At 34.2% G+C, this 12,915-nt stretch carries 9 protein-coding genes; 4 read left to right on the top strand and 5 right to left on the bottom strand.

Features of this window, described 5'->3' with window-relative positions; all coding sequences use genetic code 11:
* Positions 1–118: 118 nt before the first annotated feature.
* The 4 genes from ACH2BV_RS10680 to uvrA are packed head-to-tail and all read right to left on the bottom strand — an operon-like array spanning position 119 to position 7,056.
* Positions 119–2,947, bottom strand: coding sequence for an aminopeptidase (locus ACH2BV_RS10680; protein ID WP_395050712.1), 2,829 nt, complete (start codon positions 2,945–2,947; stop codon positions 119–121).
* Between the two features lie 43 nt (positions 2,948–2,990).
* Complete coding sequence (locus tag ACH2BV_RS10685) at positions 2,991–3,719, bottom strand: TIGR00730 family Rossman fold protein (protein ID WP_395050713.1); 729 nt, start codon at positions 3,717–3,719, stop codon at positions 2,991–2,993.
* 14 nt (positions 3,720–3,733) lie between these two features.
* Complete coding sequence (locus ACH2BV_RS10690; RefSeq protein ID WP_395050714.1) at positions 3,734–4,195, bottom strand: hypothetical protein; 462 nt, start codon at positions 4,193–4,195, stop codon at positions 3,734–3,736.
* 29 nt (positions 4,196–4,224) lie between these two features.
* Complete coding sequence (gene uvrA / locus ACH2BV_RS10695; protein WP_395050715.1) at positions 4,225–7,056, bottom strand: excinuclease ABC subunit UvrA; 2,832 nt, start codon at positions 7,054–7,056, stop codon at positions 4,225–4,227.
* A 194-nt stretch (positions 7,057–7,250) separates the two neighbouring features.
* On the opposite strand from uvrA, the gene ACH2BV_RS10700 reads away from it, so the two are divergent.
* From ACH2BV_RS10700 to ACH2BV_RS10715, 4 genes are all read left to right on the top strand, one after another.
* Positions 7,251–7,913: a hypothetical protein gene (locus ACH2BV_RS10700; protein ID WP_395050716.1), complete on the top strand. Its 663-nt coding sequence runs from the start codon at positions 7,251–7,253 to the stop codon at positions 7,911–7,913.
* A 115-nt stretch (positions 7,914–8,028) separates the two neighbouring features.
* On the top strand, positions 8,029–8,769 hold the full coding sequence (locus tag ACH2BV_RS10705; RefSeq protein WP_395050717.1) for a tetratricopeptide repeat protein: 741 nt from the start codon (positions 8,029–8,031) through the stop codon (positions 8,767–8,769).
* Positions 8,770–8,903: 134 nt separating this feature from the next.
* Complete coding sequence (locus ACH2BV_RS10710) at positions 8,904–9,917, top strand: virulence RhuM family protein (RefSeq protein ID WP_395050718.1); 1,014 nt, start codon at positions 8,904–8,906, stop codon at positions 9,915–9,917.
* Positions 9,918–10,023: 106 nt separating this feature from the next.
* A complete protein-coding gene (locus ACH2BV_RS10715; protein ID WP_395050719.1) occupies positions 10,024–10,545 on the top strand; it encodes a hypothetical protein in 522 nt (173 codons plus the stop codon).
* A 75-nt stretch (positions 10,546–10,620) separates the two neighbouring features.
* Here ACH2BV_RS10715 and ACH2BV_RS10720 read toward each other — a convergent pair whose 3' ends face one another.
* Positions 10,621–12,915: a BamA/TamA family outer membrane protein gene (locus tag ACH2BV_RS10720; RefSeq protein WP_395050720.1), complete on the bottom strand. Its 2,295-nt coding sequence runs from the start codon at positions 12,913–12,915 to the stop codon at positions 10,621–10,623.

Here is a 12,915-nt window from a genome sequence, read left to right on the forward strand (position 1 = left end):
TTAATTTTCAATAATTATTTTTTAATAAACGGCGTTTTTATTATATAATATATGTATAAAATTCAATAATATTGATAATAATATAAAATAAGTTATGATTTTGCAGGATAGGATTCAATTAAAACCATTTTCGAGTAAAAAGTGATATTAATTTTTCTGGATTTAAGGTGACTACAAATCGTATGGTCTCACTATAATGGGGTTGTGCTATTTCCCATCCATTATTGGAATATAGAGGAAAATATAACTCAAAATAATCGGTTAGTAAATTGAGTCGAATACCGCTATCATATAGAAATTTAGTTTTTTGTGGTTTATTTTTAACAAAACCTAAATCACCATACACTTCTATCCAGTTCCAAAGAGAATAACTGCCATTTAAGGTTGTTATCCATCGGTTTGCATAAGGCGAACTTAGTTTTGATTTAAATCCACCTTCAGCCATAATAAATTCCTGACTTACAATTCCTGTGCTGGACGATCTTCCAAGATAAGGATAGTCAAAAAGATAATCCGTAGGTCTGTCTAGGGCAAAACTAAAAAAATCAGAATTTGTATTATTGTATAAAAAACTACCTGCAAACATTCGAAGACTTAGTTGATGATTGTTTTCAAAGAGTTTTCTATATTGAATTTCAGTCGAAACTTTACCAAATTCACCCGAAAATTGAATGTCTCCTACAAAGCTAATATGATTAGTAAGTTCGGTCCTTGAGTTGATATATTTTGCATCAAAAACGGAATAATCCTGGAGTGAGCTGTCAATTACGATTTCGCTCTTTTCCCGATTAATAATTACTTGTCGAAAAAGTACCATTTGTTTTCGATTATCTCTGAAGTCATCTTTGCGAAATTGCATTAAAACCATAGGATTTATTTTTAAATAAGTTGCGTCAGGTGCATAATGAAAATAGGAAGTGCTGACAGAATATTTTAAGTTATACAAATTACTATTTCTGAAATCCTGATTAAAGATAAAAGCAGCTGCACCAGTTATGGTCTTTGATTTTATGGAATAAGTAGGATTTATGTCATAAACAAATGGCCTGTTTAAAATAGCTCTGTTATGAAATCTCATACCAGGCGAAAGACCATCATATGCGTTGAATGTTAATAATGGAGCATAAATAATCTGATTGTAAAAAGGGTCCTCTAAATCCTTCACGAAGGCAAATCTTATGGGACGATTATTCGGGAAAAAACCTTCTAATTTCTTCCAGTTATTTCTTAAATTGAATTCAGGAACTTCATTTTTAAAGTTAATAACAATTTTCTTGGCCTCTTTTCTCTCAAAGGTATAAACGCTGTCTTCTTTTATGGGTTCTATCCATTTCTTAAAGACAATGGTGTCATTATTTATTCCATAAATTGGAATTGGAACTAAGACTCTGGCATTGTTTTTTAAAGAAAAGGAGACGCTGTCCTTGGTTTTTGATACTTTTGAAAACGAGTAATCAATAATTTCACGAGAATTGATAATGATATTAAAAAACCAATCAATATTTTTATTCGTATTCGACTCTAGCAGGGTTTCAAAATCATTTGCATTAGTTTGCTTTTTATAGTTTTGAGTATGAAATTGTTTGATACTATTGGACATAAAAGGTTTTCCAATAAAATCATCCAGATAAATTAAACTCAAACCTGCTCGATATTTACTTGCAATTTGTTCGTTGAATTTTATCAATGTATTTTTTGGGTCTGAAAGAGGCTGATCCAAATTTTTTCGAGCCATTAGCAAATAAAAGTAACTGTATTGCTCGTTAAAATCTAAATTCAATAAGTGAAACCCTTTGAACAATTTACGATTCGAAACACTACCCGTCATCTTACAATTGGGATAATTTTCTTGAACGTATCTTACCATAGTATATATTTGAATTCCGTCATAAATCCAATTGTCTTTTCTTGGATCCAGCTTCAAACTGTTTTTTAGATAATTGTTTAAATAGGTTTTTAAAAATTTAATCTCAAAAAGAAAGTTATCAGGAAACGGAACCAAAAAAGTGGGCATTTGGTTCAATCCATAGAAAGGATTTCGATCATAATCAGCTTGCGAAACGGTGATTTTCTCATAAGGTGATTTTCCAATTAATTTGTTCGTAAAATTTACGATTCGGTCTATTACAATTGCTTTTTGAATTTCGTCAGCCTTGTACCCTCTTAGATTCGTCAGGACTTCAACGGAACTGTTTTTGTAGCTTCTAAAACTTGATTTTGGCTCTACAAAAACACTGAAATCGGTTCTGTTGCTTCCTTTGAGTTTGTAAATTGAATAATTTTCAGCCTGAGCTGTTTTCTCACTGTACAAATCTGTTGTCAGTTCTGTGTTTTTTGGAATTCTGAATATAATATCAAAATCAGAAATTGCATTTGCAATATCGTCAAGGTTGTAATTGTTGTATTTAATAAAATCTTGGTTTTCATAGCGAGCGGGAGTGAGAAACCAATTTCTCAGGTAAATCCCACCTTTTTCAGTATAGCCGTAATTGGTAAATTTGTCACTTGGAACCTTTACAATATAGTTGAGATGCAAAGTGATTTTTTGATTTGGAGCCAATTTTTTTCCTAATTTGACGATTATAAAATCGGGATTTTTTCCCGTTCTTTCCCAGGAAAGCGTTGTTTTATCTGTTGTAGAAACAGTAAAATTATTGGTACTTCCTCTTTCTTTATCGGATGCTAAATGAAAGCCTCTGTAAAATTCGTCTGAAAATCGTTCGGCTAAAGGTGATGTTTTAGAGGAATAAGCATTATTCCAATCATTCAAAACAATGTTCGTCAAACTGTCTTCAGATTGATTGAAAAAAATAATTTCCTGCTGTATAGTCAAAGTTTTTTTTGCCAAATTTACTTCAACATCCATTTGGGAATGATGCTGTGCGTATTGTTTCAACGAAGTAAACAATATTGGAATGCAAATGATAATTTTGTAAAGTGATTTCAATTATTTTTTTTTAAAAATTTAATAAGAAATGGAATTTTGTTAGTTAAAAATTGGGTGTTAAATCGTATTTTTTGTAAAATTTATCCAAGACATCAACCACTTCGTCTTCGGTATCCACAATTTTGAATAAATTCAAATCGGCAGCATTTACAGTTTGTTCCTTTTCTACCAAAACAGCTTTTATCCACTCCATCAATCCAGCCCAAAAAGAGGTTCCAACCAATATGATTGGGAATTTTCCAATTTTTTTTGTCTGTATTAAAGTAATGGCTTCAAATAATTCGTCCATAGTTCCAAAACCTCCTGGCATAACTACAAACCCTTGAGAATATTTTACGAACATCACTTTTCTTACAAAGAAATAATCGAAATTCAGATTCTTGTCTCGGTCAATATACGGATTAAAATGCTGTTCAAAAGGCAATTCGATATTCAATCCCACCGAAGTTCCACCACCCAGATGTGCGCCTTTATTACCCGCTTCCATAATTCCTGGGCCTCCGCCAGTGATTACGCCATAACCTGCTTTGCTTATTTTGTACGCAATCTTTTCGGCCAATAAATAATATTTATCTTCCGGTTTTTTCCTAGCAGATCCAAAAATGGTAACACAAGGACCTATTCTTGCCATATTTTCATAACCGCTTACAAACTCGGCCATAATTTTAAAAATAGCCCAACTGTCATTTGACCGAATCTCGTTCCAGGTTTTTTGTTTCAGTTTATCCTGGATTACTTTGTCCTCGTCATTGTCAAAATCTTCTAATCTCATTTTTGTGTTTTATGCTAGTTTATCTTTTGAATTATCTTTTGTATTTGTAATCGATGTCTCAATATATGAACTATCGAGTGCTCAATGAGAGCTTCCAGGTCGTAGGTTGTCCAAGACGTTTTTATAATGGTATTCATCATTTCATCATCACTCAAAAGCCATTTATTTTCAAAAGTATTTACTTTGTACTGGAACATTTTGTTTAGTTCTGAAACAGCTTCCCCCACTGAATTAATTTCGAATTCATTCAATTCAATTTCATCTTTAAACCTTTTTCTGATATAATTGGAATAGGAGTAACCGGCACGAACAATATGCAGGGTAATATTTCTAATGGATTTAAAATTTTCTACTTTAGAATCATCTGTTAATAAAAAGAGATCTTCAGGGATAGTTCTTAAAACTAGTATAAATTCACTAAGTGCTTTTTCATATTCATCTGTTAATGCACCAATTGCGCCTGGTCTATATTCCATTCGTTTTAATATTATGAATTATGTAAACACTAATGTAACTCTTTTTTTAAAAATTTTGCTGTATAACTTTTCTTATTTTTAGCAACTTCTTCCGGAGTTCCTTTGGCAACGACTTCTCCGCCAGCTTTTCCGCCTTCTGGACCAATATCAATAATATAATCGGCTAGTTTTATCACGTCCATATTATGTTCGATAATCAATATGGTGTTGCCTTTATCGACTAATTTATTAATGACTTCCATCAACACCCGAATATCTTCGAAATGCAGTCCCGTTGTGGGTTCATCCAAAATATAAAACGTATTCCCAGTATCTTTTTTCGATAATTCTCCAGCTAATTTAATCCGTTGCGCTTCACCACCAGAAAGCGTCGTGCTTTGCTGACCAAGCGTGATATAACCCAAGCCAACATCCTGAATGGTTTTTACTTTTCGATAAATCTTTGGAATCATTTCGAAGAAAGGAACGGCTTCATCGACCGTCATATTCAATACATCGGAAATAGATTTTCCTTTGAATCGAATCTCCAAAGTTTCCCTGTTAAAACGCTTTCCTTGACAGGTTTCACATTCCACATAAACATCGGGTAAGAAGTTCATTTCAATAGTTCTTACGCCCGAACCTTCGCAGGTTTCGCATCTTCCGCCTTTCACGTTAAAACTAAAACGTCCCGCTTTGTAACCGCGAATCATACTTTCTGAAGTCATCGTAAACAGGTTTCTAATTTCAGTAAAAACTTCGGTATAGGTCGCTGGATTCGAACGTGGCGTTCTTCCAATCGGGCTTTGGTCAATATCAATTACTTTGTCGATGAATTCCAAACCTTCAATTTTTTTGTACGGTTTTGGTTTTTTAACACCATTAAAATAATAGGCGTTCAAAATAGGGTAGAGGGTTTCATTTATCAATGTCGATTTTCCGCTTCCCGAAACACCGGTCACACAAATCATTTTGCCTAAAGGCAATTCTATCGAAACATTTTTTAAGTTGTTTCCAGTAGCTCCAGTCAATTTCAGGAAATTCCCGTTGCCTTCTCGACGTTTTTTGGGAACCTCAATTTCCATTTCACCGTTCAAATAGGAAGCCGTCAAAGTATGGTCTTTCAAAATTTCGGCCGGAGTTCCTTTGCTGATGATTTCGCCACCGTGTTTCCCTGCTTTTGGACCTATATCAATCACATAATCGGCGCGAAGAATCATATCTTTATCATGTTCAACGACAATAACTGAGTTGCCAATATCACGCAATTGTTCCAAGGAATGAATCAATTTGTCATTGTCCCTTTGGTGTAAACCAATACTTGGTTCGTCCAGAATATATAAAACGCCAACCAACTGCGAGCCAATTTGTGTTGCTAATCGAATGCGTTGTGCTTCGCCACCAGAAAGTGATTTGGAACTTCGGCTTAAAGCCAAATAATCCAATCCCACGTTCATCAAAAATGCCAATCGATCCTTGATTTCCTTGATAACTTCCGTAGCAATGGTTTTTTGTTTTTCGGATAAATGATTGTTCAAGTCAAGAAACCAATCCGTTACATCCGAAATATCCATATCACATAATTCTGCGATATTCTTCTCGTTGATTTTAAAGAACAGTGCTTCTTTTTTCAATCGTGTGCCTTCACAGACCGGACATTTTACTTCATCCATAAACTCCTTTGCCCAACGTTTTATTGTGGTTGAACCACTTTCGTCGTGCTGGTTTTTGATGAAATGTGAAATTCCTTCAAACTCGATTTTATATTCTTTGGTGATACCCAAAACTTTCGATTCGACCGAGAATTTTTCTTTGCCACCGTTCAAAATCATTTCCATTGCTTCCTCGGAAATCGTCGAAATGGGATCAGTCAATTTGAATCCATATTTCTCGCCAATGATTTCCAATTGCTTGAACATCCAACTGCTTTTATATTCGCCCAATGGTGCAAAGCCACCTTTGTTTATTGAAATTTTTGGATTTGGAATTATCTTTTTGAGGTTGATTTCATTCACCGTTCCCAAACCTTTGCAATGTTCGCAAGCCCCTTTAGGCGAGTTGAAGGAAAACAAATTGGGTTCCGGATTTTGATAGGAAATTCCGGTTGCTGGACACATTAAATTCCGGCTGAAAAACCGAATTTCATTGGAGTCTTGGTCCAAAATCATCAACACATTTTCGCCGTGATACATCGCCGTTTTGATGCTTTCAGTCAGGCGTTTTTCATTCTCTGGAGTGTCTTCGATAACCATTCTGTCAATCACGATTTCGATGTCGTGGGTTTTGTAGCGGTCCAGTTTCATTCCTGCAGTAATGTCTTTGATATCACCATTGATGCGGACTTTCAAAAAGCCTTGTTTGGCGATTTGCTGGAATAATTCGGCATAATGTCCTTTTCTGGCGCGAATAATTGGAGCCAAAATGTTAATACGTTTGCGTGCGAAATCTTGGGTAATTAATTCCTTGATTTGCTCATCGTCATAAGAAACCATTTTTTCACCTGTGTTGTAACTGTAAGCATCAGCGGCACGAGCATACAACAAACGCAGGAAATCATAAATTTCGGTAATAGTTCCAACGGTTGAACGAGGACTTTTACTGGTCGTTTTCTGTTCGATGGCAATAACGGGGGAAAGACCGTCAATTTTATCCACATCGGGACGTTCCAGACCGCCCAGGAATTGTCGGGCATAAGCCGAAAAAGTTTCGACATAACGGCGTTGTCCTTCGGCATAAATCGTATCAAAAGCCAAGGATGATTTTCCCGAACCCGAAAGCCCGGTAATCACTACCAGTTTCTCCCGTGGAATTTTTACGTCTATATTTTTTAGATTGTGTACTCGCGCACCCAATACTTCAATGTTGTTATCGTTTTCTAACATAAATTTTGGCAAAATGCAAAGTTACGGTTTTGGTTTGTTCTTTACTATTGAAAGGTATTCTTTTGAGGATTTGTAATAATTTTTGTATATATTTGGAGAGCGATAAAACTGTGCAAAGTTTAAATAATCTATTTGTATTTTGGTGTATTTGAGATATACTTAATATTAAATATTTATTAGTTTGCTGTAATTATATGGAAAACGAAAGTGAAAATCTATTAATCGAAACTATTGAACATTTTCACAAACAGATTAATGATCTTTTTGTTGTAAAAAATTTTATAGAAGAACAGATTTTAATTACCGAACAACAAGATATTGTAGATGATTTTAAAACAGCTATAGACTTAATAAAATACAATTGCTTTTTAATTGCATCATATATTGATTTACTAACTTCATTTAAAGGAATAATAAATTTTGAAACTAAATGGGATATAGTTTTTAATTCAAAAAATGGTTTTTTATCAATTTATGAAACTATTAAAACTTATAATAGTCATCAAAGAAAAATTAAAAAATTAATTAATGAATATCATCCAAATTTATTAGAGGGATATAATGAATTAAATAAAAATCTTAAATCTTTTAAAAAGAAATATAGTTACGAAACAAAAATATCACTATTTAGAAATAAAGCCGGTGGACATTACCACGAAAATTATGATGAGTATTATGAACAGATTCAAAGTTTAGAAACTGAAATGTCAAAAAAAGCTATTGCAGATTTTGCAAATCTGATATTGACAATTATGAATTTTGTTTCAATTATAATTGATGAGTTAGAAGCAAAAACCAGAAGAAAAGCTGAAAAGTCAAAATCAAAATGGGAGCTTTTAAACAAGAGAAATAAATAACTATTGCCAATATATTCTCATCTGTCAGATGAAATGCTGGATTGTTCAAGAACAAAGAGGTGTTTTAAATTAGTTCGACTTCTTTTTGAAATACTTGTTGCTAATTAAAAAAAAATTGAAAGAACATATGGGAGATTTTCTAAATATTATCGGAAATATTATTTGGGGTTTGTGTATTGTTATTACTTTAGGTTGGTGCTTAAAAGTTAGAGAAAAAGCTAAAAATGAACAAGCAACAGAAAAGTCTTTTGAGCTATTAGGACTTTTATTTTCTGTTTCAGTAATTTTAATATTTCTACTTTCTTTATCACCATTCCATCTAATTTGGATGATGCCTACATCTTACATTTTATCGTTATTAAGTATGATTTCCCCGTTAAGATTACTATGGCCATTCTCGTCTTTATATTTTTTGTTTTGGTATATTGGTATAAGAAATATAGGTCGTGAATATTACTTATCAGGAGATTATGATAAAGCTATTGATGCATATAAAGAAGAAATTAGTAAAAAACCTAAATCGTCGCAAGCTCATTTTAATCTTGGACTTGCTTATGGAAAAATAGGGCAAAACGATAAAGAAATTGAATCTTATAAGAAAGCTATAAGTTTAAAACCGAATGTTCCTGAGATGCATTATAACCTTGGTATTGCATACACTGATTCAGGAAATATACAAAAGGCAATAGAAGCATTAAATGAAGCTATTCGTTTGAGACCTAATTATAGCAAAGCACACTTTGCTATTTGTAAAAGATATGTTGAAATTGGTGATAAAGAAAATGCCTTGAAAGAGTATGAATTAGTCAAAAATAGGGATGTCATTCTTGCGGAAGAATTGTCTTTGATAATTTAAGTATTTAACTTGTGGATTCTAGAGTTCCCCGCTTGTGTGAGCGTCACGCTCGTACAAACAAAATAATGGTACAATCAAAATCCTCACTCTAACCCAAAAATATCATATTTTTGTCTACAATAAAATAAACGATTATGTCCAAAGAACTCACGCCACAATCAAACGAACTCATTTTTTACTCCTCAGCTGATGGAGATGTGAGAGTGGAAGTGTTTTTTCAAGAAGAGACTTTTTGGCTCAGCCAAAAGAAAATAGGAGAACTTTTTGGTAAATCGAAAGCTACCATCAGCGAACATCTGAAAAATGTTTTTGAAACAGGAGAATTAGATGAAAAATCAGTTGTTCGGAAATTCCGAACAACTGCCGAAGATGGTAAATTATATGATACCAATTTCTATAATCTAGACGCTATTATTGCCGTTGGCTACCGTGTAAACAGTTTTCAGGCTACACAATTCCGTATTTGGGCAACCAAAACCTTGAGGGAATTTATAATCAAAGGCTTTGTTTTAGACGACGACCGCTTGAAGCAAGGCAAACGTTTTGGCAAAGATTATTTTGACGAATTATTGGAACGAATCAGAGAAATTCGTGCGAGTGAAAGACGTTTTTATCTAAAAATCACAGACATTTACGAACAATGCAGTATTGATTATCATAAAGATGCAGCAGTAACACAAACTTTTTTTAAGACCGTTCAAAATAAATTACATTGGGCAACGACTGGCAAGACTGCCGCAGAACTGATTTCGGAACGAGCAAGCGCTATAAAACCGAATATGGGTTTGCAAACTTGGAAAAACGCCCCGAAAGGAAAAATTTTAAAACCCGATGTTGCCATTGCCAAGAATTATTTGATTGAAAAGGAAATTAAGGAACTGGAACGAGTGGTGACAATGTATTTAGACTACGCTGAAAATCAGGCGGCGAGGCAAATACCAATGAAAATGACGGAATGGATTTCGAAACTGGATGCTTTTTTGCAATTCAATGAGTACGAAATTTTGAAAGATGCAGGAAAAGTAAAACACGAAGTGGCGAAACAATTGGCTGAAGAGGAATTTGAAAAATTCAGGATAAACCAAGACGAAAATTTCGTGAGTGATTTCGAAAGTGAAATAAAGAAAATTTCGGACGATAAAAAATAGTTAACTAAAAGGATTTTCTCGCAACCGAAAGCCTGGTAATTTTTTTATGAGAAATGTTAGCGTCATTGAAAAGATTTAATTTTTATATTTGAAAAAAATTAAAAAGATGAACATATTAGGAATTGGCTCCCGCATAAAACATACAGAATTGGGACTTGGAGTAGTAACCAATGTAACTTCAAAACACTATTGGGTTACTTTTATTGAAAGCGGTGTGGAAACTATGGATATTGACAGTGAATTTGAAATTATTGAAGCTGTTGAAGGCGAAGTGGATTCGGTTAGTTTTTATGATGTGGAAAAATCCTTGAAGAATTTGTTGCAAAAATGGAGCGATGTTTCCCAAATTGTTCCCATTGCCGATAAGTGGAAAGGCGGGAAAATCATTCTTGAACCCGGAACAGCTACGCAAAATAAAGAAGTACCAATAGATACTTTTTTTCATAAAATAACAATGGTTCGCGATAGAATTAGAGTGATGGAACAAAAGATAAATGCGAGTAATCTTGACGAAGCCGAGAAAATTGATTTGCAACAATACATCACCCGAATTTATGGAAGTTTGACCACTTTTAATGTTTTGTTCAAAAACTCGAACGATTATTTTGTTGGAGATAAATCCAAATAAAAAGCATTCAGTGTTCAGTAAAACTGATTATTGAGCACTATACAAATTAGCTTTTGGTGAGAGGGTTATACTATTCTAAAAAGGATACCCAATCGCAATATTCAATATTAAATTTTCCTTTCTCCAAGAGCCACTTCCAAAGTCAATAGCATCCAGCACCCATCTTTGTCCTTCGGGCAAATAGGGTTTTCTGAGCGGGAAGGCCAAATCGGTTCTAAGAATTAAAAAGGAAAAATCGAAACGCAGTCCTGCACCAACTCCTACTGCAATTTGTTTCATAAAATCTTTCGAGATTTCGGCTCCAGGTTTGTTTGGATCGGCATTTAAAAGCCAAATATTTCCGGCATCTACAAATAAGGCACCCTTCATTAGATCATAAATTTTCGCTCGGTATTCGGTATTGAATTCTAGCTTTAAATCAGCAGATTGATCCGGCAAATAGGAGTTGGAAGTAAGAGGTGCTTGGTAACTTCCAGGTCCAAGGGATCTTGCTCTGAAGGCGCGAATGCTATTGGTTCCTCCCACGACAAATTGCTTGGTTGTAGGCAATGTACTTGAGTTTCCATAGGCAAATCCGGCACCAACAATAATTCTACTGGCCAATTCGCTTTCTTTTCCTAGTTTTAAATAATGCCTGAAATCTGCTTTTACTTTTATGTATTGGCTGAACGGAACATCAAATATTTTTATCGTGTCGCCCTTTTTAATATTCGCTCCCGTTATCAAACCCGTAACGTTTCCCGCCAAATCCACTTCTCCATTAAAATAGAAAGTGTTTTTTCTGCGTTTTAACATTGTATTCGTGAAAGTATATGAATATGTCGATCCAAAAATCAATTGTTTTTCGATTACTTTCCCCAAGGAAGGATCTGCCAAAACATCTTCCCGATATTCTGCTGAAACATTATTTGGGCTGACGTAGGTGACATCAACAATGTTCAATTGATGTTCTTTTCGGATATCGTCTTTCCAGATATAGCCAAAAGAGGTTTTAAAGGAATTTAAAGCATAAAGCAGGGTTCTGTTTTGATATTCATATCGAACTGTTGCTTTGGTTTTAGGAACGAATTCGCTTGAACCTTCAATCTTGAACGGCGTAATAAACCGAGGCCAGGTTAAACTGGCTTCTGTTCCCAGTTTGAATATGTTATGTCCCTTGTTTTCTCCTGAAAGTTGAAAATCGGCTCCGCCAAATACGGAAATCGTCAGCAATTCTGCACCTCGAAACACGTTTCGGTTATTCCAGTTGACTTTGATTTCTGTACCGGTATAACTGGCTGAATTGGTTTTGCCCAAAACTTCTACACGAATAAATTTTTTAGGCAAAAGCGTTAGATAATAATAGGCATCCAAAGTATTTTTTATGCTATCAGAAACCTTGAATTCATTTTTTACAAAGCTAAATGTTCCCAGATTTACAAAACGGTTTAAGGAGAGATTGTGATTTTTTCGATTATAGAGATCTCCTTTTTTAAAATATAAGGTTCTGTCAAATATTCTTGGTTTAAAAGTATGCGCTGAATCAATAATCGTAAAATCTTTATATTGCACAATATCCTCGTTTTTATAAGTAATACTGTCTTTCAAAATCGAAAAATTGGGATACACTATAATCTTGTTTATTTTATAGGCAATTGTGGCTTTATCTGGTGTTTCGTCTTTGATTTTTAATTTGATATTGACCTCGTGATCTCCTTTTGTACTATCCACCTGGGCCAAAATATAATCCGGATTAAAATAATAATATCCTTTTTCCTTGAGTCTGGCATCAATGCGTTCTCTCTCGAGTTTTATAATATCCAAATCATATGGATTGCCTGCTTTGAGTAATGTTCTGCGACTCGTTCTGGCAATTGATTTTCCTAAAGCAGAAGAATCTACCGGGAATTGGACCTCTTTTATTTTGTATTGTCTTTTGGGCCAAATGGTATATTCTGCTGTTGCTCTTTTGTGTTTGGCTGTCGAATCGGCACTAACCCTTGTCTTAAAATAGCCTCTGTTTTCCGTGAAATTTCTCAAGACAGCCACATTATAATTTAAATCGACTTTGCTGAAAAGTACCGGTGCTTCACCAACTTTATTTCTCAACCAATATCTGATGCCTTTGGCTTTTTTTGGTTGTCCTGCCATATTATAAATCCATAGTTTAGCGCGCAATCCCAGTATTTTTTTGTTTGGTTTAGGAACAAGCAAATTTTTGGATTCTTGCTCCAATGCTTTTCTGTCTTTCTTTTTTAGGATTGAATCTTTCACGCTTACAGAACTTCCGGTATACAATAAATCTCCTTCGGGCAAATATTTAGTATTGCTGCATCCAAAAGTAAAAAACAAGGATAACACTATAAAATATTTGATATATCTGGTCTCCAT

Origin of the sequence: Flavobacterium sp., from assembly GCF_043780635.1 — a bacterium.
Classification (GTDB): Bacteria; Bacteroidota; Bacteroidia; order Flavobacteriales; family Flavobacteriaceae; genus Flavobacterium.